Annotated in this window: 20 protein-coding genes; 12 read left to right on the top strand and 8 right to left on the bottom strand. The window is 64.3% G+C overall.

All coding sequences use genetic code 11. The annotated features are described in order from the left end of the window. From RBB18_RS12560 to RBB18_RS12540, 5 genes are all read left to right on the top strand, one after another. Positions 1-717, top strand: coding sequence for a c-type cytochrome (locus RBB18_RS12560; protein WP_371931645.1), 717 nt, complete (start codon positions 1-3; stop codon positions 715-717). 28 nt (positions 718-745) lie between these two features. Further along, complete coding sequence (locus RBB18_RS12555) at positions 746-2,011, top strand: NAD(P)/FAD-dependent oxidoreductase (RefSeq protein ID WP_103761949.1); 1,266 nt, start codon at positions 746-748, stop codon at positions 2,009-2,011. A gap of 88 nt (positions 2,012-2,099) precedes the next feature. Beyond that, a complete protein-coding gene (locus RBB18_RS12550; protein ID WP_274594478.1) occupies positions 2,100-2,531 on the top strand; it encodes a DUF302 domain-containing protein in 432 nt (143 codons plus the stop codon). Continuing rightward, positions 2,531-3,748 carry a 5-aminolevulinate synthase gene (gene hemA / locus RBB18_RS12545; RefSeq protein ID WP_306111049.1) on the top strand — a complete coding sequence of 406 codons (1,218 nt, stop codon included), beginning with the start codon at positions 2,531-2,533 and terminating at the stop codon, positions 3,746-3,748. The genes RBB18_RS12550 and hemA overlap by 1 nt, the downstream gene beginning before the upstream one ends. A gap of 207 nt (positions 3,749-3,955) precedes the next feature. Next, the gene (locus tag RBB18_RS12540; protein WP_274594476.1) at positions 3,956-5,002 is read left to right on the top strand and encodes a YeeE/YedE family protein; all 1,047 of its coding nucleotides are present in this window, start codon (positions 3,956-3,958) and stop codon (positions 5,000-5,002) included. Between the two features lie 3 nt (positions 5,003-5,005). Here the strand turns inward: RBB18_RS12540 and RBB18_RS12535 are convergent, their stop codons facing one another. The 4 genes from RBB18_RS12535 to RBB18_RS12520 all read right to left on the bottom strand — a co-directional run bounded on the left by RBB18_RS12535 (position 5,006) and on the right by RBB18_RS12520 (position 8,599). Beyond that, entirely contained in the window at positions 5,006-5,953 is a 948-nt protein-coding gene (locus RBB18_RS12535; protein ID WP_306111048.1) for an MBL fold metallo-hydrolase, read from the bottom strand. After that, entirely contained in the window at positions 5,953-6,867 is a 915-nt protein-coding gene (locus tag RBB18_RS12530) for an MBL fold metallo-hydrolase (protein ID WP_306111047.1), read from the bottom strand. The genes RBB18_RS12535 and RBB18_RS12530 overlap by 1 nt, the downstream gene beginning before the upstream one ends. Positions 6,868-7,271: 404 nt before the next feature. Further along, positions 7,272-7,832 (bottom strand): thioredoxin family protein, encoded by a 561-nt coding sequence (locus RBB18_RS12525; protein ID WP_306111046.1) that lies wholly within the window; start codon positions 7,830-7,832, stop codon positions 7,272-7,274. 80 nt (positions 7,833-7,912) lie between these two features. Beyond that, the gene (locus tag RBB18_RS12520) at positions 7,913-8,599 is read right to left on the bottom strand and encodes a response regulator (RefSeq protein ID WP_306111045.1); all 687 of its coding nucleotides are present in this window, start codon (positions 8,597-8,599) and stop codon (positions 7,913-7,915) included. Between the two features lie 202 nt (positions 8,600-8,801). Between RBB18_RS12520 and RBB18_RS12515 the strand changes: the two genes are divergently transcribed. The 7 genes from RBB18_RS12515 (at position 8,802) to RBB18_RS12485 (ending at position 17,644) form a co-directional block, all read left to right on the top strand. Next, complete coding sequence (locus tag RBB18_RS12515) at positions 8,802-9,524, top strand: ATP-binding protein (RefSeq protein ID WP_306111044.1); 723 nt, start codon at positions 8,802-8,804, stop codon at positions 9,522-9,524. 61 nt (positions 9,525-9,585) lie between these two features. Beyond that, positions 9,586-11,334 (top strand): ATP-binding protein, encoded by a 1,749-nt coding sequence (locus tag RBB18_RS12510; protein ID WP_306111043.1) that lies wholly within the window; start codon positions 9,586-9,588, stop codon positions 11,332-11,334. Next, positions 11,331-12,569: a sigma-54 dependent transcriptional regulator gene (locus tag RBB18_RS12505; RefSeq protein ID WP_274594470.1), complete on the top strand. Its 1,239-nt coding sequence runs from the start codon at positions 11,331-11,333 to the stop codon at positions 12,567-12,569. Before RBB18_RS12510 ends, RBB18_RS12505 begins: the two co-directional genes overlap by 4 nt. A gap of 143 nt (positions 12,570-12,712) precedes the next feature. After that, a complete protein-coding gene (locus tag RBB18_RS12500) occupies positions 12,713-14,047 on the top strand; it encodes an acyltransferase (protein ID WP_306111042.1) in 1,335 nt (444 codons plus the stop codon). A gap of 251 nt (positions 14,048-14,298) precedes the next feature. After that, entirely contained in the window at positions 14,299-15,300 is a 1,002-nt protein-coding gene (locus tag RBB18_RS12495; RefSeq protein ID WP_274594468.1) for a DctP family TRAP transporter solute-binding subunit, read from the top strand. Positions 15,301-15,432: 132 nt separating this feature from the next. Further along, complete coding sequence (locus RBB18_RS12490) at positions 15,433-16,158, top strand: TRAP transporter small permease (RefSeq protein WP_274594467.1); 726 nt, start codon at positions 15,433-15,435, stop codon at positions 16,156-16,158. A 4-nt stretch (positions 16,159-16,162) separates the two neighbouring features. Beyond that, positions 16,163-17,644, top strand: a complete 1,482-nt coding sequence (locus RBB18_RS12485; RefSeq protein WP_103761964.1) for a TRAP transporter large permease — start codon at positions 16,163-16,165, stop codon at positions 17,642-17,644. Positions 17,645-17,716: 72 nt separating this feature from the next. Here the strand turns inward: RBB18_RS12485 and RBB18_RS12480 are convergent, their stop codons facing one another. From RBB18_RS12480 to RBB18_RS12465, 4 genes are read right to left on the bottom strand one after another with little or no spacing between them, the layout of a single operon-like run. After that, positions 17,717-18,502 (bottom strand): carnitinyl-CoA dehydratase, encoded by a 786-nt coding sequence (locus tag RBB18_RS12480; protein ID WP_103761965.1) that lies wholly within the window; start codon positions 18,500-18,502, stop codon positions 17,717-17,719. Beyond that, positions 18,492-20,537, bottom strand: coding sequence for an acetate--CoA ligase family protein (locus RBB18_RS12475; protein ID WP_306111041.1), 2,046 nt, complete (start codon positions 20,535-20,537; stop codon positions 18,492-18,494). The genes RBB18_RS12480 and RBB18_RS12475 overlap by 11 nt, the downstream gene beginning before the upstream one ends. A gap of 48 nt (positions 20,538-20,585) precedes the next feature. Next, on the bottom strand, positions 20,586-21,746 hold the full coding sequence (locus RBB18_RS12470; RefSeq protein ID WP_306111040.1) for an acyl-CoA dehydrogenase family protein: 1,161 nt from the start codon (positions 21,744-21,746) through the stop codon (positions 20,586-20,588). 4 nt (positions 21,747-21,750) lie between these two features. Next, entirely contained in the window at positions 21,751-23,160 is a 1,410-nt protein-coding gene (locus RBB18_RS12465) for a carnitine 3-dehydrogenase (protein WP_306111056.1), read from the bottom strand. Between the last annotated feature and the right edge of the window lie 14 nt (positions 23,161-23,174).

Genomic DNA, 23,174 nt, shown 5'->3' with positions numbered 1-23,174 from the left:
GTGACGGTCGGCTTCCGCGCGCTCCCCTTCGCCCTGGCGTCAGGCCTTTTGGCCTGCGCCACCTCTGTGGCGGCTGAAGAGGGCGACCCGGAAGCCGGCAAGGAGGTGTTCGCCTATTGCTCCGGCTGCCATGAAGTGGGCAAGGGGGCCGAGCATGGCATCGGCCCGCACCTCAATGGCCTTTTCGGCCGGCAAGCGGCCACGCAAGAAGGCTTCCCTTATTCCGAAAGCTTCAAGCGCGCTGGTACAGGCGGCCTGGAATGGCACGCCGAAACCCTCGATGTTTTCCTCGAGAACCCCACCGCGATCGCCTCGGGCACAAGGATGAGCTTTGACGGGTTGGAGGACCCGCAAGAGCGTCTGGACCTGATCGCCTACCTGCGGCGCTTTTCCGACAATCCCCGCGACATCCCCGAGGCGGACCCGACCATCCAGGGCATGGACCATGACCTCGATCCGGAAATCCTCGCGCTTGTGGGCGACCCGGAATATGGCGAATATCTCAGCGGCGAATGCGTGTCGTGCCATCAGGCGGGTGGCGCCAATGACGGGATTCCGTCTATCGTGCTCTGGCCGGAGGAGGATTTCGTCGTCGCCATGCACGCCTACAAGAACAAGCAACGCAATCATCCGGTGATGCAAATGGTCGCCGGGCGCCTGGGCGATGAGGAGATTGCCGCACTGGCCGCCTATTTCGGCCAACTGACGACAGAATAAAAATAAATTATCTTAGGGAGGACAAGAAATGACACTCAACAGACGGACGTTCCTTGGAACGACGGCCGCCGCGGCCACGACGCTCGCAGCGCCGACCGTGCTGGCGCAAGGCGCGGGCAAACCGCGCGTCGTCGTTATCGGCGGCGGGGCAGGCGGGGCCACGGCGGCCCGCTATATCGCCAAGGACAGCGACGGCGCCATCGACGTGACGCTCGTGGAGCCCACGCGCACCTATTTCACCTGCTTCTTCTCCAACCTCTACCTTGGTGGCTTCAAGGAGTTCAGCGATATCGGCCACACCTACGGCACCATCGCGGCCAGCGGCGTGAACGTGATCCACGACTGGGCCGTCGATGTCGACCGCGACGCCAAGACCGTGACGCTCGCAGGTGGGTCCACGCTGCCCTATGACAAGCTGATCCTCAGCCCCGGCATCGATTTCGTCGATGGCGCCGTCGAAGGCTGGAGCATCGAGGCCCAGAACGCCATGCCACACGCCTACAAGGCCGGCTCGCAATCCGAACTGCTGCGCGCCCAATTGGAAGCGATGCCAGAAGGCGGCACCTTTGCCATGGTGGCCCCGCCGAACCCCTATCGCTGCCCCCCGGGGCCCTATGAACGGGTCTCGATGGTCGCGCATTTCATGAAGGAAAATAACCCGACCGCGAAGATCATCGTGGCCGACCCCAAGCCGAAATTCTCCAAGATGGCCCTGTTCCAGGAAGGCTGGAACAAGCATTACCCGGGCGTGGTCGACTGGATCGGCGAGGAATTCGGCGGCGGCAACGTCTCGGTCGACACGGCGAACATGACCGTCACCATCGACGGCGAGGAAACCAGCGTCGACGTCTGCAACGTCATACCTGCGCAAAAGGCGGGCCGCATCGCCGACATGGCGGGCGTGACCGACGGCAACTGGGCGCCGGTGAATGCCGCCGACATGTCCACCAAGGCCGACGCGGATGTCTACGTGCTGGGCGACGCCGCTGCACAGGGCGACATGCCGAAATCGGGCTTTGCCGCCAACAGCCAGGCCAAGGTCTGCGCCAACGCGGTGCGCGGTGCGCTCACGGGCTCCAAGGTGTTCCCGGCCAAGTTCTCGAACACCTGTTGGTCGCTCATCGCCACCGATGACGGCGTCAAGGTGGGTGCGACCTACGAGGCGACCGAGGAAAAAATCGCCAAGGTCGACGGCTTCATCAGCGAAACCGGCGAGGATTCCGCCCTGCGCAAGGCGACCTACGAAGAGTCCGAAGGCTGGTACACCGGCATCACCACCGACATGTTCGGCTAAGCCAACGCGCCGTCCCGGCTTTGATCTCGCTCAATGACCGGGGCGATGCCCCCGTGCGAAAACAAACCGACACCTAGGAGGACCCACCATGAAACCCGTGATTCTGACGGCTGCCCTGACATTTGCCACAGCAGCCCATGCCGAGGCCCCGATCACCACGCCCTACGAGGGTTCGTTCGACGACGCGGCCTTTGCCGTGGAAACGGCGATCGTGGGCCAGGGGCTGGTGATCGATTACGTCAGCCACGTGGGAGAAATGCTCAACCGCACGGGCGAGGACGTGGGCAGCGATGTCATGATCTTCAAGGAAGCGGATATCTTCATCTTCTGCTCGGCCGTCGTGTCGCGCGAAGTGATGGAGGCCGATCCGATGAACATCGCGCACTGCCCCTACGGCATTTTCGTGGCCGAGGACGCGGAAGGTGCCGTGACGATAGGCTACCGCGACTACCCCGATGGCCCGATGGAAAAGGTCGAGGCGCTCTTGGCCGAGATCGTGAAAGAGGCGACAGAGAACTGATGAACTACCAGGAATTTTTCCGCTCCGAACTCGATGGGTTGCGGGCTGAAGGCAACTATCGCGAATTCGCCGAACTCGAGCGGCGGCGCGGGCAGTTTCCGAAGGCGCATTGCTACAACGGCCCCGAGAACGTGACGGTATGGTGTTCGAACGACTACCTCGGCATGGGCCAGCACCCGGTCGTGCTCGACGCGATGCACGACGCCCTCGACACCACCGGCGCCGGGGCAGGGGGCACGCGCAACATTTCCGGCACAACCCACGCCCATGTGCAGCTCGAGGCGGAACTGGCCGACCTGCACGGCAAGGACAGTGCGCTGCTCTTCACCTCCGGCTACGTGTCGAACTGGGCCGCGCTTGGCACATTGGCGTCGCGCATTCCGGGGCTTGTGGTTTTGTCCGATGCTCTGAACCATGCGTCGATGATCGAAGGCATCCGGCACAGTCGCGCCCAGAAAGTGATCTGGAAACACAACGACCTCGCCGATCTCGAGGCCAAGCTGGCGGCCCTGCCCGCCAACGCCCCGAAGATGATCGCGTTCGAGAGCGCCTATTCGATGGACGGCGACATCGCCCCGATCAAGGAGATCTGCGATCTGGCGGATAAATACGGCGCCATGACCTATCTCGACGAGGTGCACGCGGTCGGCCTGTACGGCCCGCGCGGCGGCGGCATTGCCGAGCGCGAGGGGCTGATGGACCGCTTGACCGTGATCGAGGGCACGCTGGGCAAGGCGTTCGGCGTCATGGGCGGCTATATCGCCGCCTCGACCGAGCTGTGCGACTTTGTCCGCTCCTTTGCCTCGGGCTTCATCTTCACCACCGCCCTGCCACCCTGCGTCGCCGCCGGTGCCGCCGCTGCCGTGCGCCACCTCAAGCACAGCAGCGAGGAACGCAGCCAGCAACAGGCCCGCGTGGCCGAGGTGCGCGCTCGGCTCGACGCGATCGGCCTGCCGCATATCGAGAACCCCAGCCACATCATCCCGGTGATGGTGGGCGACCCGGTAAAGTGCAAATACATCTCGGACGTGCTGATGCGCGACCACGGGATCTACATCCAGCCGATCAACTATCCGACCGTGCCCAAGGGCGCCGAACGGCTGCGTATCACGCCGTCGCCAGTGCACTCCGCCGAGGATGTCGATCGGTTGATATCCGCCCTCGAAGAACTCTGGGCGCAGTGCCAGCTTGCCCGGCTGCCCATCGCCGCGCAGTAATCGGAAAAATTTCCCGCCAACGCGAAAAATAGGAAAATCCGTTTCGCCGGACCGTCCCGTGATGGTCCGGCGTTGCAACGTTGTCCGCGTTCCGGAACGTTGTTTCGCATTCGCTGTGGAACGTGGAACAATGCTCTTTCCGCCGGGCTTTGACTCGCGCGAAAACGCACCAGATAAGGGCGGATTACTTGAATCAGGACATGACCCATGCTGCTTGACTCCCTGCCGTTCGACCTGCCTGCACAAACCCTGCACCTGCTGCTGGGCGCACTTCTGGGCCTTGCCTTCGGCATTGCCGCCCAGATCTCGCGCTTCTGCCTGCGGCGGGCCGTGGCGGGCGAGGATGGCATGGACCGCTCGGCCCTCTCGGTCTGGCTGGTCGCGCTGGCCGTGGCCATCGGCGGGGTGGCCCTGGCCGGTGGCATGGGCTTTGTCGAGCTTGGCGACCATCGCTACCTGTCCAGCAGCGTGCCGGTCGCCGCGATCGCCCTCGGTGGGCTCGCCTTCGGCATCGGCATGGTCCTGACGCGGGGCTGCATGTCCCGCCTGACGGTGCTGGCCGGTACGGGCAACCTGCGCGCGGTCAGTGTCATCGCCCTCTTTGCCATCGTCGCCCACGCAACGCTGAAGGGCGTTCTGGCCCCGGTCCGCACATCGCTCGGCGCGGTTCAGTACGATTTCGGTATCGGCAGTCTCGCGTCCATTCCGGGTGTTGCCCCGGCCGTGGCGCTGGCGTTGCTGGCCATCGCCGTGCTGCTCGCACACCGCTCCGGCGCGCGCGTCCTGCACCTTGTCATGGGCGCGGTGATCGGCCTCGTGGTCGTGGCCGGCTGGGCCGGAACCTCCGTTCTGCTGTTGGATGACTTCGATCCGTTGCCCGCCCAGTCGATGGCCTTCACCTTGCCGTGGACCGACACTCTGTTCTACGCCATCGCGTCCACCGCTGTGCCCGCAGGCTTCGGTGTCGGTGTGATCGGCGGCGTCATCGTCGGCAGCTTCCTCAGCGCCGCCGCGCGCGGTGAACTGGCCTTGCAAAGCTTCTCGTCCCCCGTGCAGACCCTGCGCTACAGCGCCGGCGCCGTGCTGATGGGCTTCGGCGGCGTGCTGGCCGGGGGCTGCACCATCGGCGCGGGCCTCAGCGGCGGCGCGAACCTTAGCATCGCCGCCCTGCTGGCGCTCGGGTTCATCGTGCTGGGCGCGGTCGCGGCCCGCGGCGTGCTGGCACCTCGCGGTGTTGCCGTTCCCGCCGAGTAAGCCCTACTCGAACTCCATCTGCTCAAACACCCGGCCCGCATTCTTGGTGGCCAGTTCTTCAAATGTATGCAGGTGCTTATATGGCGTCTGGTCGACGTAATAGGCGTTGGCCAGGCTGCCGCCTTCCTCCAGGTGCGCGCCCACCTGTTCCCGCAGGTAAACCAGGTAGTCATGCGTGTACCGCCGCACCTGCGCCATGTTGGTCGGATGCCCGTGGCCGGGGATCACATACGTTGCCTCCAGCGGCTCGAACGCGGTCTCCCATGTTTCCAGCCAGTCTTTCGTGATCGTATCCTCGAAGATCGGCAGCATCCGTTCGTGAAACGCCATGTCGCCCGCAATCACCAGGCTCTGCTCGGGCAGCCAGACCGAGATATCGCCGGGGCTGTGCGCAGGGCCGAGATGCAGAACCTCGATCCGGAACTCGCCCATCTCGATGATCTTCTCATCCTCGAAGGTTTCCGTCGGCCCGGCCAGCACCGTGCCCTCGGCCTTGTCGCGGTTGTATTCCTCCATCCGCCGCAGGATCTGGGCACCGTATTCCTCGAATTCCTCGGCGGCATCCACATGCGCCAGGATCGGCACGCCCTGTTCGGCCCAATAGGCGTTGCCCAGCATCGCATGGCCCTGGCCGTTCTCATTGATCACCAGCTTCACCGGCTGATCGGTGATGCGCTTGATTTCGTCGTGCAGCGCTTCGGCCAGGATATAGGCCGCCCCGCCATTCACCACGACAACGCCATCACCCGTCACGATGAAGCTCAGGTTGTTGTTATGCCCAGTGTTTTCATAGGTCGGCGGCGCGGTCGCGCCGATGGCCGACCAGACATGCGGGATCACCTCGACCGGCTTGGAATAGAGCGGCGAACCGGGATACTGGTCGGGTATGTTTTCATCGGCCAGTGCGGGGCTCGTGCACAGGGCAACAAGGCAGGCAGCAAGCGCACGCATCACGCATCCTTTCCGACAAAACGGTATCCGGTCTCTGACGCCTCGGCCCGGCCCACACCGCCCCCCGGCAGGTGGAACCCGATCAGGGTCATGTCGTCGGCGGTCAGGCGGTCGAACAGCGTCTTGCGCGTGGCCACCGCCATGTCCGGGTCCTGGTCCGATCCGCTGGGCCAGTCTGGCCGGGCGAAGGCGACGTGGTGATTGCCGATCGCGTCGCCGATGACCATCGCCGCCTCGCTTCCGCTGCGCAGTTCGAAACTCATGTGTCCGGGCGTGTGGCCCGGGGTCGAGACCGCGGCGATGCCCGGCAGCACCTCCTCGCCGTCGTCGAAAAACGCGACCATGTCCTCGATCGCCTCCATCCGGTTCTTGGCGCCTACGGCGAACGCGGCGCGCGCCTTGCCGATGGTGTTCACGGTCTCGGGGTTCCACCAGTAATCCCACTCGGCGCGGCCCATCATGTGCACCGCTTGCGCGAACAACGGGTCTCCAAAATCGTCCAGGACGCCCCAGATATGATCGGGATGCGCGTGGGTGAAAACGACGTGGGTGATGTCTTCGGGCGACAGCCCCGCGGCCTCAAGGCTGGCCGGCAACTCGCCCGCACTCGGCATGAAATTCGACCCGGCGCCGGCATCGAACAGCACGGTATTGGTGCCGTCGCGGTAAAGCGTCAGGTTGCATTCGGGGCGCAACTCGTCGCGGCTCTGGCCGGTGGCCTCGAGGATCGGCATCAGCTCGTCTTGCGGCATCGGCTCGAACAGGAAATCGCCCGGCAGCACGAGGTTGCCGTCGCTGACGGTCGTGACTGTCGCATCGCCAAGGGACATTTCCGCCAGGCTCCAGCGCGGCAGGGCCGCGGCAAGGGGCAGGGTCGCACCGGTCGCCATCAGGTGGCGTCGGGTCATTCGCATGGTATTCCTCCCAGAAATTCTCTTATAGGAATATGTGCGAATGTTTCGAGTCGCGCAAGCGCCGTCCCTTGTGAAACATCCGTGTCGAGCACTCAGCCGGTTAACAGCCGCGCAGCGGCCCGGCCACCGTCAGCCCCTCCCAAGGGCTGGCGATTTGGCTGAGGCTGGGCGCAACGATCTTTCTGGGGATGTACCTGGCAGGCATAAAGTGCTTTGAAATTGCCGTCGGGTCGCCACCCCATGGGCTGACGTTTGCCTCCGTCGTGAATGGCAGCAAAGTCAGCATGGCCGAAACTCATCTCAACCAGCTCCCGAGAATTTCTTCGGCCTCTGGTTCTTGTCATCGGCGCGTCTTGAACGGCGCTCAGCTCGGAATGGCATCATTTTCCGCAAGGCGCCGGTTCTTACGCTGCCGGTTTCCACTTGATCGAACAGCCGACCGACGCGACCTGGTCGCGCGGACCCTCGCCGGTTTCCGCGACCTGTTTCATCGCATCGAACAACTCGCGCGGCGCGTCCTCTGGCGCAGGCGACATGCGTGACGCATCCAGCCGGCCACGGTATTGCAGCCCGCCTTTTGCGTCGAAACCAAAAAAATCCGGCGTGCAGGAGGCGTGATAGGCCCGCGCCACGGACTGATCCTCGTCATGCAGATAGGGAAAGGGTAGCCCGGCTTTCTCGGCCAGTTTCACCATGTTGTCGAAACTGTCGTCCGGATACGTCTCGGCATCGTTGGAACAGATCGCCGCAACGCCGATCCCCAGCGCTTGCAAATCCTTACCGTCGCGCACGATCCGGTCCAGCACCGCCAGAACGTAAGGGCAATGGTTGCAGATGAACATGATCAGCGTGCCGCGCGGGCCGGACACATCGCTCAGCGTGTAGCGCTTGCCGTCCGTCCCCGGCAGATCGAAATCCGGCGCAGGCCAGTTGAAGTCGCACACGGGCGGGGTGTTCGCGGTCATGATCTTCCTCATTCGCTGTTCGCGACCAGTCTCGCCGACCCGCACCAGCTTGGCAACTGGTGGCGTGATCGCCCGCTGGTTCAGCGAAAGGCGAAGGGCGGGTCCGGGTCCATGACGCCGTCGGCATCCCAACGATCGGCCAGCGTCAACCCGCGGGCCGCCAACATGTCCAGAATGCGCTTGTCGATCGTGTCGATCAGGCGTCCGAACTCCATCTCGTCGCGTACCAACTTGGCGACGTCCTGCGCGATCAGCGTCCGCTGTTGTGCCAGAAGTTCCCCGATCCAGTGGCGCGAGGTTTCCGCGAGGACCTTGACGGAGGCCATCATCAGCTCCCGCAGCTTGTCGGTGCTCAACTCGACCTTGTCGAGACAGTCCAGAGAGCCCTGCTTGATCGACTCGATGGCGACGTCGGTGCGCATCTTGTTCGACATCATGACCACGGCGGCCGCAAAGTTCGTTGGGTGGCTTTGTACCATCTTTTGCGCGGCAAGGCCGTCGCTGTCCGGCAGCAGGTAATCTATCAGCACCACGTCGAAGCTGCCGGCGTCGAGCGCGGCGTCGAATTCACGGATCGTCGCGGCACTGACCGTGTTCACGGGCAGGCCAGTCGACTCCAGCGTTCGCAATAAACGTTTCTGGTCGAACGGGTCATCGTCAAGGATAAGTACGTCAAAGCAGTCGCCGCGACGGGCCCCGTGCAGGTTGGCCGCGGGCAGCGCCTGAGCGACCATTTGCTCGGCCGGGATTGGAGAGATAGACGCCATTTCGTTTCCTTTCCTACGAAAACACCCAGAATTCGTGGTGCGATGCTAGGGCCGTGATTGTTACCAGACCGTTACCGTCGACGCGCCCGGTGTTGCTGATTTTAACAGTTTCGTCGGCATCCGGCGGCTGCCGTTCACCGGTTGGAAACATGTGCCTGTCAGGTTTGCCCGACGCGCGAACAAAGATGAAAAGGGGAGACACGTGTCACGCTCGTTCACCTCTGACAGTCCTGGACCGGTCCGAGAGGCCGAAGAATTCCTGTATATCCTGACACATGACCTCAAGGCATTCGCCCGTGCCATGCGCACCATCCCGGATTGGATCTACGACGATCTTGCCGCTCAGGGATTTGCGCTGCCGGCGGACTCCGCGGAAAACCTGGCCATGTTGCGTGACTACGCGCATCGGCTGGACGATACGCTGAACGCTTTGACCGAGTTGTCGCGGGTCGGGCGATTGGCGGATCCGCCTGCCACGCATGACCTTCACGCGCTTGTCGCCAGCAGTTGCGCCGAACTGCCAGCGGTGCCCAAGCTGACCTGCGATCTCCAGTGCCTGGGGCTGAGCGTCAGGGGGGCAAAAAACGATCTGCGCCGACTGTTCGATGCGGTGATCGGCAATGCGGCTGTGCATCATGACCGGGATTTCGGCAACCTGCGGATCGCCGCCACCCGCTGGAATGGCCGGGTTCAGGTCACCGTCTCCGACGACGGGCCCGGAATTCCACCCGCTCACCGGGAGGCGGTGTTCAAACCCCTCGCCACCCTGCGCCCCAAAAGCGAGACCGGGCGCGTCGGCGTCGGTCTTGCGATAGCACGGAAAGTCGTGCGTTCCATGGGCGGCGAGATCGCGATCGTTGAGGCGGACGCCCCGCGTGGCCTTTCGCTGCGCTTCGACCTGCCAGGCTCGGACACCGGTCACTGACCATGGCGCTCGCGCACGCTTTATCTGGTCAAGCAGGGGACAGGCTTGCTATCACCTTGGCATGTTGTCACTCCTTCGCGCCCGGTGGATCGTCATCGCGTTCTTCCTGCTTGCGGTCACCGCCGCGGCAGCAACCGTTTGGCGCTATGGCCATAGCCAGGGACTGACACAGCTGGCCAAGCAGGGGCGTGCCGATCTCGCGTTGGCGGCCGACCGTTTTACCGGCGAGATGCGCCGCTTTCGCGAACTCGCGGTTCTCATGTCCGATCATCCCAGGCTGGCGGCGTTGACAAGTGCCAGCCCGGACGTCCCCGCGGCCACCCAGCTTTTGCAGGAGGCCGTCGACAAAAGCGGGGCCGCCGGGCTGATATTTACCGATGCCAACGGTACGGTACTTGCGCAGGCGGGCGAGGTCTCTCTTGATCCCGCCGGCAGCAGCTACTTTCGCCGCGCCATGCATGGGGCGCTCGGGTCCTTCTTCGGACGGCTTGGCCCCGAGGGACGACGCGTTTACGCCTATGCCGCACCCTCCTTCGCCGAGGATGGCGCAATCCGTGGCAGTCTCATCGCCGTCGTCGACATTTCCGAAATCGAATGGGGCTGGATCGGCGGTCAGCCGGTGGTTTTCTTTACCGACAATGACGATCGCGTGTTTATCTCCAACAGGGAAGAGATACTGGGTTGGCGCATCCGACCCTCCGCTGCAGGTCTGGCCCCGCCCGGTGCCGCCGAGGCGGAAGGTGGCGCACGCAGGAAAGATCCGGATATCTGGACGCTCGATCACGGCAGCTATCTGCCAAAGCGTGCCTTGCACCTGGCCACCCCCAAGCCGGTGATCGGAATGACCGGTCATGCGCTGATGGACGCGGCCCCCGCGTCTCGCTTGGCCATGCTGCAAGCGGCGGTCTTTGCCGCGACGTGCCTTGCCTTCGGCGCCGTGTTGTTGCTGTTCGCCGAACGCCGTCGCGCGCTTGCTATCTCCAACGCCCAGCTTGAAACGCGTGTTGCGAACCGCACGGCGGAACTGTCGCAGACCAATGCCGTCCTGCGCCGCGAAGTGGCCGAGCGGATGGAAGCCGAAGCCGCGCTGACCCGTGCCCAGGAGGACCTAGTTCAGGCCGGCAAGCTAAGCGCGTTGGGGCAGATGTCGGCGGGTATCAGTCACGAGCTGAACCAGCCTTTGATGGCGATTCAGCAGTTCGCGGATAACGGCACCGCGCTTCTCGATACCGGCAAGACGCAATCCGCCAGAGACAACCTCGGCCGCATCTCTGATCTTGCGGCGCGCGCGGCGCGGATCATTCGGAACTTGCGAGCCTTTGCGCGCAACGAGGCCGAGCCCGCCGGAAAGGTCGACCTGGGCGCCGTGATCGACACCGCCGTCGAGCTGACCGAACAGCGCCTCGGCAACGAAGGCGTGGCGCTGGATTGGCACCGGCCCGAGTTTCCGGTGCATGTGCAGGCCGGCGAAGTCCGATTGGGCCAGGTTATGGTGAACCTGATCAACAACGCGGTCGATGCCATGGCCGGACAGGTTGACAAACATATCGAGATTTCACTCCTCCCCGGTGCTCACCCTACCGTGACGGTGCGGGATAACGGGCCGGGCATCTCCGATCCGGCAAAGATGTTCGAACCTTTCTATACCACCAAGGAGGTCGGCGGCGAGGATGGCCTGGGTCTCGGTCTTTCGATCTCCTACGGTTTGGTCGAAAGTTTCGGAGGCCGCATCAGTGGCAGCAACGCGGATGACGGAGGCGCGATCTTCCGCATCGAACTGGACCCCTGGAAAGACGAGGCCGCGGCATGAAAAGGGATGTTCTGATCGTCGACGACGACGCGGCAGTCCGAGAGGCGTTGGCCCAGACGCTGGAACTGAACGAGCTTCGACCGCGCCTTGCGGGCTCGTTCATCGAGGCAAAGGACCATATAACTCCGGACTTTCCGGGCGTGATACTGTCGGACATCCGCATGCCGGGGCGCGACGGATTTTACCTTCTGGACCATACTCGCAAAACCGATGCCGAACTGCCGGTTATCCTGCTGACCGGCGAGGGCGATATCCCCATGGCGGTCCGTGCGATGGGGCAGGGCGCGTTCGACTTTCTTGAAAAACCCTGTGCGCCCGATGCCCTGTTGCCAGTTCTGACCCGCGCGTTGCAGACACGATCCCTTGTGCTGGAAAACCGGCGGCTGAAACGCCAGCTTGAGACGGGCGACGCCGCGGCCCGGATGCTGTTCGGCACCTCGGAACTGGCCGAGCAACTGCGCGAGCGCGTGCGCCGCGTCGCCGCGATGGGGGCAGACGTTCTCGTGACCGGCCCCCCGGGCGCGGGCATTTCGAAAGTGGCCGAGGTCGTGCATCTGATGACGCCCGCCAGCCGTGGCCCCTATGTCAAACACCCTGCTGCCGCGCTTGATGTCGGGGCACTGGATGATGCGATGGCTTCGGCCCGCGGCGGCAGTCTTTTCATCGAAGAAATTACCGCGTTGCCCCCTCATGCCCAGCACGCCCTGCTGGACCGGCTGGAGGAAGGCGCCGAAACGCGCCTGATCGCGGGTACGACGACGGATCTTGCCAAAGCTGCCGGCGACGGCCGCTTTTACCCCGAGCTTTATTATCGGCTTGACGTGGCGCCGGTGCGCATCCCGGCCTTGTCGGAAAGGCCCGAGGACATTCCGGTTCTCTTCCGGCACTACGTGGCGCAAGCGGCCGAGCAATCCGGTATCGCCGCGCCGGACATCGCCCCCGATCACGTGGCCCGCCTTATGGCACAGGATTGGCCCGGCAACGCAAGGTCCTTGATGAGCGCGGCCATGCGCTTTGTTCTCGGCATGCCGGATGAAGTGACCCGCGCCGCCGACCTGGGGCTTTCAGAGCAGATGGCACAGGTCGAGCGCTCTTTGCTGATCGCCGCGCTTGGCCGCCAGAACGGCCGCGCCTCCGAGGCCGCGAAGGCGCTGAAGCTGCCGCGCAAGACGTTCTACGACAAGCTTTCACGCTACGGCATCAAGCCCGAGGACTATCGCCGCGGCGACGATTGAGCGCGGCTTCGGTGCCACAAGGGCCGACCCTCTCCGGTCTTTCCGATATCCGCGATTCCGCGTGGCATGGAAGCGAGTTAGCATCCTGACCGAGGTCATGCGGCCCAAATCGCGGACGCGCAGTGCCGGAGCGGAAAACCAGGATGAACACCACCACTGAAGACCGAATGCCCAAGGGCCTGATGGCCGCGGCCCGTTGGGCCGCCGAGCGCACACCCGAGAGCCGCAACCGCGCTGTCGACCTATACCGCGCCATCGCCATCAGCTTCGTGATCCTCGGCCATTGGCTGCTGGTCGCCGCGGTGATGCGTGACGGCGAGGCGACGCTGGTGATCCTGCTGGCCGAACAGCGCTGGACCCATTACGCCACCTGGCTTTTCCAGGTCATGCCGGTCTTTTTCTTCGTCGGCGGATTTTCCAACAGCCTGTCCTGGGACTCTGCCCGGAAAGACCCGGAAAAGAAACGCGCCTGGGCCGCCACACGCCTGTCGCGCCTTCTGAAACCCACCGTTCCCGTGGTTCTGGCCTGGGCCGCGGGCGGGGTCGTCGCACGCGCCACGGGCGTCTCGCCCGAGCTGATCGGCTTTGCGTCACAGGCCGCATTGGTGCCGGTCTGGTTTCTGGCCGTCTACATCGTCATCACCATGGCCGTGCCGGTCACCGTCGCGCTCTGGGATCGCATCGGGGTCCTGTCGGTCCTCCTGCTGGCCCTCGGCGCCATCGCGGTGGATGCCATTGCCTTCGGGCTGAACCAAGGCTGGCTGCGCTGGGCTAATTACGGCTTCGTCTGGCTTGCGGTGCACCAGCTTGGCTACTGGTGGCGCCGCGCCGCGCGGCCCAAGACCTGGGCGCTGGGTTTCATCGGCTTGGGCGTCGCCGGCCTCTACGTGCTGATCGTGCAGTTCGGATACCCCGTCGCCATGGTCAGCGTGCCGGGCGCCGAGATGTCCAACACCCGCCCGCCCACCACGGCGATGCTGGCCGTCGGCGCGGTGCAGATCGGCGCGATCCTGCTGTTTACGGATATCGCACAGGCCTGGTTGCAACGCACGCGTCCTTGGTCGCTGGTGATCCTGTTCAACCAGATGATCATGTCGATCTACCTGTGGCACATGACGGCGCTGATCATTGTCGTCGGCCTTGCCGTATTGCTGGGCGGCGTTGGCCTGCACGAGCCGCCGGGCAGCGGCGCGTGGTGGGCCATGCGGCCTGTCTGGCTGACCTTGTTCACGGTCGTGCTTGTCCCGCTCGTGCTGATCTTCGTTCGGTTCGAGGCCGGAAGTCGGACACCGTCCTCGGGGCGTCCCGGTCCACTTGTTGCAATGCTCGGAGCAGTGATGGCATGCGCCGGACTGATCGTCATGGCAATGGTCGGTCTTGGGGCCGACAATGCCAGTGGCGTCAATTGGCTGGCCGTGGGGCTGGTCGCGGTCGGCGTTCTGGTTGCGACGCGGCGCTGGCCAGGCCAGGCGGCCTGAACGCCGTCGGTCGCGGGCTGTGCGGAAATCCGCACAACGCCGAAAAAACGCGTGCGGGAATCCGCACAGCCATTTCGAGCGCGCTTCAGCTCATGGCGATTCGAAGTCCTCAAGATATTGATCCTTATAAATATATTTTGATTCGCGTCATCCTGCCTCGAATCGGCTTGTTGCATCCTTCCCAATCGCCATTCTGGCTGCGCAATACCGTGACGGTATCAAAGCCAGTCTCGAACTAGGGAGGAGAGACCATGAAATTCCTGTCTGCCGCAACCGCGGCACTCGCACTAACTGTATCCGCAGGTGCCGTAAACGCCGCCTGTGACGATGGCGAAGTCGTCGTCAAGTTCAGCCACGTCACCAACACCGACCGGCACCCCAAGGGGATCGCCGCCTCGCTGCTGCAAGAGCGCGTCAACGAGGAAATGGACGGCAAGATGTGCATGGAGGTGTTCCCCAACTCCACGCTCTACAACGATGACCAGGTGCTCGAGGCGATGCTGCAGGGCGACGTCCAGCTGGCCGCGCCGTCGCTGTCGAAATTCGAGAACTTCACCAAGGTGTTCCGCATCTTCGACCTGCCCTTCATGTTCAAGAACATCGACGCCGTCGACAGCTTCCAGGCGTCCGACGCCGGCCAGGACATGCTCGATTCCATGCAGCGCCGTGGCCTGCAGGGCCTGGGCTTCTGGCACAATGGCATGAAACAGTTCTCGGCCAACGTCCCGCTGGTGGAGCCGGGCGACGCCCAAGGCCTGAAGTTCCGTGTTCAGACCTCCGACGTGCTCGTGGCCCAGATGGAAGCCCTTGGCGCCTCGCCGCAGCCCATGGCCTTCTCCGAGGTCTATGGCGCGCTGCAGACCGGCGTTGTCGACGGCCAGGAAAACACCTGGTCCAACATCTACGGCCAGAAGTTCTTCGAGGTGCAGGACGGCATCACCGAGACCAACCACGGCATCATCGACTACCTCTTGGTGGCCCCGGTCGACTGGCTGGATTCGCTGGAGCCTGACGTGCGTGAGCAGTTCATGACCATCGTTGACGAAGTCACCCAGACGCGGAACGCCGAAAGCTACAACGTGAACCAGGAAAACCGCCAGGCGATCATCGACGCCGGTGGCGAGGTGCGCGAGCTCGACGCCGACCAGCGTCAGGCATGGGTGGACGCGATGCGCCCGGTCTGGGACCAGTTCGTCGAAGACGTGGGCCAGGACAACATCGACGCGGCCCAGTCCCACAACAGCGGAAGCTGACGTAGGGCAGGGCGGGCGCGCCTGCGGCTTCCTTCAGGTCGCATCGCGCCCGCTGCGCCGGACCCCGGCGGCACCACCCGAGCCGCCGGAACCTGCACCGGCCTTACCCCACAATATCCGGAGGGAAACGCCATGAGCGTGAGCGGATACACACCATCGGGCCCGGTCGGACGCTTCGTCCACCGCGCCGAGGAAATCTTCATCGCCCTGATCCTTGGCGCGATGACCCTGATCACCTTCGCCAACGTCGTTCTGCGCTACGGCTTCTCCGAAAGCCTGCTCTGGGGGCAGGAGGTGGTCGAAATCCTGTTCGCCTGGTTGGTCCTCTTCGGCATTTCCTACGGCTTCAAGGTCACCGCCCACCTGGGCGTGGATGCGGTCATCAACATGCTAGGCGGTGGTCTCAAGCGCGTGCTGGCGCTGATGGCCTGCGTCGTCTGCGTGGCCTATGCGTTCCTGCTGCTCAAGGGGGCCTACGATTTCTGGGCGCCTTTCTCGAACCTCGATCCGACCTCGGGCCGCTGGTTCCCAACGGGTTTCGAAGAGGCCCGCGCCCAAGGCTACGCCGTGGTGCGCCCCGTGCCGATCCCCTTTGGCAAGGAGTTCCTCGAGAATACCTTCAACTGGTACATGGACGGCGACACGCGCGTGGTCGAGGAATACGACTACCTGCCGCGCGTCATTCCCTACCTGATCCTGCCCATCGGTGCGGCGCTGCTGCTGTTCCGCGTGTGTCAGGCCACCCTTGGCGTCATCCGCGGCACCCGCCAGCGCATCATCACCAGCCACGAGGCCGAGGACGCGGTGGAAACCGCCGCCGACAAGCTCGCCCGTGGCGAAAACGCGAAAAAGGTCTGAGATCATGGAAGTCGCCTTTCTCTTCGTCATGATCATCGGCCTTCTGCTGATCGGCGTGCCGATCGCGGTCTCGCTCGGGTTCTCCTCGATCGTGTTCCAGCTGATGTTTTCGAACACCTCCATCGGCGCCGTGGCCAAGTCGCTCTATGACGCGATGGCCGAACATTACACGCTCCTGGCTATCCCGTTCTTCATCCTCGCCTCCAGCTTCATGTCGACGGGCGGCGTGGCGAAACGGATCATCCGCTTTTCCATCGCCTGCGTCGGGCACCTCAAGGGCGGTCTAGCCATCGCCGGTGTTCTCGCCTGCATGATCTTCGCCGCGCTCTCGGGCTCGTCGCCCGCCACCGTGGTCGCCATCGGCACGATCGTCATCGCCGCCATGCGGCAGGTGGGCTACACCAAGGACTTCGCCGCCGGGGTGATCTGTAATGCCGGTACGCTCGGCATCCTCATTCCGCCCTCCATCGTGATGGTCGTCTACGCCTCGGCCACCGACGTGTCGGTTGGGCGGATGTTCCTCGCGGGCGTCATCCCCGGCCTGCTGGCCGGGACGATGCTGATGATCACGATCTACATCATGGCGCGCATCCGCAACATGCCCGCGGGCGAATGGAAAGGCTGGGGCGAAATCTTCGACAGCTTCCGAGACGCCTTCTGGGGCCTCTTGCTGATTGGGATCATCATGGGCGGCATCTATGGCCATCCCTGGATCAACCTCAGCGGCGAGGGCAGCCTGATCTACTGGCAACCCGGCGCCTTCACCCCGACCGAGGCCGCCGCCGTGGCCGCCGTCTACGCCTTCTTCGTGGCCTGCTTCATCTACCGTGACATGGGTCCCCTCGCCGCACCTTCGGAAGAGGAAACCTATACCGGCGCCATGGGCGAGCGCAGCGTCAACGCCGCCGTGGCGCCGCGCCCGGCGACCCTGCTGCAAAAGCCCTGGGCGCTGGTGACGGCCTTCTGGCATCGCGACACGGTCAACACCGTCTTCGAAGGCGCGAAACTGACGATCACCCTGATGTTCATCATCGCCAACGCGCTGCTCCTGAAGCACGTGCTGACGGACGAACAGATCCCCCAGGCCATCGCCGAAAGCATGCTGGCCGCTGGCCTCGGCCCGGTGATGTTCCTGGTGATGGTCAACGTGATCCTGCTGATCGGCGGCCAGTTCATGGAGCCATCGGGCCTTCTGGTCATCGTCGCTCCGCTCGTGTTCCCCATCGCCATCGAGCTTGGCATCGACCCCATTCACCTGGGCATCATCATGGTGGTGAACATGGAAATCGGGATGATCACGCCCCCCGTCGGCCTGAACCTCTTCGTCACCTCGGGCGTCGCGGGCATGCCGATGATGAACGTGGTGCGCGCGGCCCTGCCGTTCCTCGCCGTGCTCTTCGTCTTCCTGATCATGGTGACGTATATCCCGTGGATATCGACCTACCTGCCCACGACCTTCATGGGGCCGGAGATCATCACCAACTGATGCCACTGGCGCGCGGTCCGATCACCCGCGCGCCAGAAAATCCTCCGAATTTTCAGCCGCCTTCGACCGCCCTCAGCGCCCCTTCCAGACCGGGTCGCGCTTTTCGGCAAAGGCCTTGGCGCCTTCCAGTTGATCCTCGGAATCATACAGCACATCGACGCTTTCGAATTGCCGCCGCGTGATCCGGTTCATCGCGTCCTGGAATGTCATCGCCTCGGCCTCGCGCACGATCTCCTTGATCGCCGCGTAAACCAGCGGCGGGCCGCTCGCCAGCAAATCCGCCATGTCCCGCGCGTTCGCCATAAGCTGGTCGCCCGGATGGATCTGGTTGATCAGCCCCCACCGCGCGGCCTCTTCGGCATCGATCCAGCGCCCGGTCAGCAGCATTTCCATCGCGATGTGATACGGGATACGCTTGGGCAGCTTCACACTGGCCGCATCGGCCACCGTGCCCGACCGGATCTCGGGCAGGGCGAACTGCGCATGGTCGGCGGCCAAAATAATGTCCGCGCTCAGCGCCCATTCCAGCCCGCCGCCGCAGCAGATGCCGTTGACGGCGGCGATGATCGGCTTGTTCATCGCCCGCATTTCCTGCAAGCCCCCGAAGCCGCCGACGCCGTAATCGTCGTCCACCGCATCACCATCCGCGGCTGACTTCAAATCCCAACCGGGGCAAAAGAACTTGTCGCCCGCCCCGGTAATCAGCGCCACGCGCAACTCCGGATCGTCGCGGAAGTCCTTGAATACGTCGCCCATGATCCGGCTTGTCGTCAGGTCGATCGCATTGGCCTTGGGCCTGTCCAATGTCACTTCCAGAACATGGCCGCGTCTTTCGGTCTTTACCGGATTATCCGTCATCTCGTTCTCCTAGCCGTATCAATGCGTCCGCGACCACCGCGCGGGTGTTCGTACAGATCAGCGGGTTGACCTCGACTTCCTCCACTATGCAGCGATGGGCCGTTACATAGTCCTGCAGCGCCATAGTCGCGCGAATGATCGAAGCCTTGTCCACGCCCGGTTGCCCGCGATACCCGTCCAGCACCGGCGCGATTTTCAACCGTGCCAGAGCCTCGGCGACCTCTTCCTCCGAGACCGGCAACAACATCGAAACCGTGTCCCGCAGGATCTCGGTCAGCGTGCCACCGGCCCCCAGTGTCATCACGAAGCCATGCGCTGGGTCCCGTACCACACCCAGCAACAGTTCCGCCACGCCACCCGTTATCATCTCTTCGACGAGGTAGCCCTTGCAGGCCATCCCGCCCGCCGCCGCGTCGACGTCCGAGGCGCTCTTCAGGCCCAGGGCGACAAGCCCGGCCTCGGTCTTGTGCGCCGCGCCGGTGCCTTTCAGCACAACGGGAAATCCCACCTTCTCGGCTGCGGCCGCGGCCTCGTCGACTGACCGGGCAGACACCAGGCGCGGCACGTCCAGCCCGGCCTCGGCCAGGTGTCGCTTGGCCTCGGCCTCCTCCATAACCACGGATGACTCGATTGGCGCGACGGCCAAGGCCGGCGCGGGCGGCGGTCCGCACTGTCCGGCAAAAGCGGCCGCTTCCAGCGCGGTCAGGAAATCATCGAGGCCCTGCATCGGGATCATACCCCCGGCCACGGCGCGCGCCGCCATGTCTTCGGGCAGCAACTCCGGCAGGGTCGAGACCAGAACCAGAGGTTTGCCGGTCTCTGCCACCGCCGCTGAACCGGCGGCGAACACGCAATCCCACGCCGCCGGATCGCAGCGATCCTTGCGCGGAAAGTCGATGATCACGCAGGTCAGGTCGGCCTCGCCGCCTTGCATCGTGGCGAAGACCTGTGCCATGCGCTCGTCATCGTTCCAGATAAAGGTGTGATAATCCAATGGGTTGGCCAGCGCTACCATGGGTCCCAGCACCTCGCGCAAACGGGTGATTTGCGCGGCTGTCAGATCGGGGAACTGCACGCCCCTGTCCTCGGCGCTGTCGGCCATCAGGCTGGCCTCGCCGCCGGAACAGGACACCGACGCAAGCGACGTGCCCCGCAAGGGACCGGCGAAATGCAGGAGTTTCGCGGTCTCCAACAGGGCAGGCAGACTATCGGCCTGCGCCATCCCCAGGCGTTTCAACAATGCCCTTGCCCCGGCATCGCTGCCGGCGAGGGAGGCGGTGTGCGAGACAGCCGCAGCTTGGGCCCGCGCCGATTTTCCGGCCTTCAACACCACGATCGGTTTGCCCAGCGCGCGTGCCGCAAGCGCCAGTGCCTCAAACGCGGCGACGTCGCCCACGCCTTCGACATGAAGCGCCAGAACGGTCACCCTCGGGTCGTCAAGCAGCGCCATGCCAAGTTCGGCCAATCCGGTCTGCGCCTGGTTCCCGGCAGTGGTCACATAGGCCAGGGGCAGGCCGCGCGACTGCATCGAGATGTTGATGGCCATGTTGGAACTTTGGGTCAGCACCGCCACCCCGCTTTCGACACGCGCGCCGCCATGCTGGTCGGGCCACAGCAGCGCCCCATCGAGATAGTTGATGAAGCCATAGCAATTGGGCCCCAGGATCGGCATATCCCCCGCGGCATCCAGCAAGGCCAGCTGAAGATCGGCGCCGTCGCCGGTTTCGGCCTGTGCCTCGCGAAAGCCGCTGGCAAAGCACACGGCACCGCCCGCACCCATCGCGTGCAGGCGGCCCACGGTCTCGACCGTCGCGTGGCGGTTCACGCCGATGAAAACCGCGTCGGGCGGTTCGGGCAGATCCTCCAGCCGCGCCCAGGCGGTTTGGCCCGCGATCTCGGTCCTGGTCGGATGGACCGGCCAGACTGGCCCGGCAAAGCCCATCTTGAGGCATTGTTGCACAACGCTCGTGCACCACGCGCCGCCGCCGATGACGGCGATCGACTTGGGCTGGAAGAGGCGGCTCAGGTCGCGCATGGGGCGGATCCTTGCACCAGGAGTATCCTCGCCGAAGGCATTCGTCTCTTATGCTCCCAGCGGCCGCAGAAGCTCGCGGCTGATGATGTGCCGCTGGATTTCCGATGTGCCGTCCCAGATCCGCTCGACCCGTGCGTCGCGCCAGAACCGCTCGATGGGAAAGTCGTCCATCAGGCCCATGCCGCCGAAGATCTGCAAGGTGGCGTCGGTCACGCGGGCCAGCATTTCGCTGGCATATAGCTTCGCCGAGGCGATCTCGCGGTTCGCCGGCAAGCCTTGATCCAGCCGCCAGGCGGCGGCGAGGGTCAGCCAGTCAGCGGCGTCGATCTCGGTGACCATGTCGGCGATCTGAAAGCTCACGCCCTGGAACTTGCCGATCTGCTGGCCGAACTGTTTGCGCTCGGCGGCGTAACTCAAGGCGTAGTCAAAGGCCCGCCGGGCCCGCCCGACACTCATCGTCGCCACGGTGATGCGCGTGGCGTATAGCCATTCGTTCATCACCGCGAACCCGCCATCGACCTCGCCCAGCACCTGCGCGTCGGGCAGGCGGCAATCATCGAATTCCAGCACCATGTTCTTGTAACCGCGGTGGCTGACCGACTTGTAGCCGTCGCGGATGGTGAATCCCGGCGTGCCGCGATCGACAAGGAAGGCGGTGATGCGTTTCTTGGGGCCTTTGGGCGTGTCGTCCTCGCCCGTGGCGATGAAGACGATGATGAAATCGGCATGATCCGCACCCGAGATGAAATGCTTGGTGCCGTTCACCACCCAGTCGCCGCCGTCACGCTTGGCGAAACACTTCATCCCCCGCACGTCCGACCCGGCATCGGGCTCGGTCATCGCCAGCGCATCCATCCGCTCGCCCCGCACGGCGGGCAGCAGGTACTGCTCGCGCTGCTCGCCCTCGCAGGCCATCAGGATGTTCTGCGGCCGGCCGAAGAAATGCGTCAGCGCCATCGACCCGCGCCCCAGTTCCCGCTCGACCAGCGCGAAATCCACGTGGCCGAGGCCCGCGCCGCCCACCTCGTCGGGGAAGTTGCAGGCGTAAAACCCGAGATCCATGCACTTGCGCTTGATCTCCTGCGCCACCTCGGGCGGCACCTCGCCGGTCCGTTCGACCAGTTCCTCGTGGGGATAGACCTCCTTCTCGACGAAACTGCGCACCGTCGAGACGATCATCTCCTGCTCGTCCGTCAATCCGAAATGCATGGTCTCACTCCTCCGCGTGCAGGGCGGCCAGCGCCGCCACCTTGTCCGCCACGTCCTCGGGCGGCGCGCAGGTGCGCCGGGTCTCCAGGCTCACATGCAGCATCAGCTGGTCGCAGGTCGCCATTACCTCGCCGTCGCTCTTGCGCTTCATCTCGTGAAAACAGCGCAGCTTCTTGCCGCCGCCTTCGGTCACCCGGCTCTCGACGATGATCTCTTCCCCGGCCTGCGTCTCGGCCAAATACTTGATGGTCGTCTCCACGGTGAAATAACTCAGCTGCCGCTCGGACACATAGGCTTCGTCCGCGCCCACAAACGCCATCACGCCCTCGGCCGCATCGCTGAACACCTGCCCGTAGCGGCCCTCGTTCATGTGGCCGTTCATGTCGGTCCAGTCGACCGGCACCATCCGGTCCTGCGTGATCATGGGCTGGGCGTCCTTCGGCGGATGCATCAGCGTGCGTTGATGCTGACCGACCAGCTTGCCCGACGACGTCCCCTGCTGCTTCAGCGCCCGCATCATGGCGATCAGGTTGCGGTCTCGCTTGCGCTCCAACTCCCGGATCGACAGGTGCCCAGACTGCGTGTCCGACTGGTCCGCGATCAGGTCCACCAACTCGGGCGTGAACTCCGGCACGTCCATCAGCTTGGTCCAGGGCCAGCTCAGCGCCGGGCCGAACTGTGCCATGAAATGCCGCATCCCGGCCTCGCCGCCGGCCACGCGGTACGTCTCGAAGAGGCCCATCTGTCCCCAGCGCAGACCAAAGCCATAGCGGATGGCGTTGTCGATCTCCTCTGTGGTGGCGATGCCATCCTTCACCAACCAGAGGGCCTCACGCCAGACCGCTTCCAGGAAACGGTCCGCGATATGCGCATCGATCTCCTTGCGCACGTGCAGCGGATACAAGCCAACCTCTGTCAGCGTCGCCTTGGCCGCCTCGACCATCGCGGGCGCCGTGGCCTCGGATGGCACCACCTCGATCAGGGGCAGCAGGTAGACCGGGTTGAACGGGTGCGTGACCATGATCGTCGACGGATCGGCGGCACCTTGCTGCAACTCCGACGGCTTGAACCCGCTGGTGGACGATCCGATGGGCACGCCCGGTGCCGCGGCCTGGATCTCGGCAAAGACCTTGTGCTTCAGGTCCAGCCGCTCGCTCACGCTTTCCTGTATCCAGTCCGCGCCGTCGACCGCTTCGGCGATTGAGCCGTGAAAACTCAGCTTGCCCTCGGCGGGCAGGGCGCAATCATAAAGCATCGGCAACGCGCCGCGCGCATTGGTCAGCACCTCGCCCACCTTGCGCTCGGCTTGCGGGTCGGGGTCGAAAACCCGCACATCCCAGCCGTTCAGCAGGAACCGCGCGGCCCAGCCGCCGCCGATCACGCCGCCACCAATGATTGCCGCCCGTTTCGCCATCGTCGTTCCCTTCG

It is taken from the genome of Roseovarius sp. MMSF_3298 (genome assembly GCF_030733705.1).
GTDB classification, from domain to species: Bacteria; Pseudomonadota; Alphaproteobacteria; order Rhodobacterales; family Rhodobacteraceae; genus Roseovarius; species Roseovarius confluentis.
Note: the sequence above shows the minus strand (reverse complement) of the source record. Positions and strands in the feature narration are given on the sequence as shown.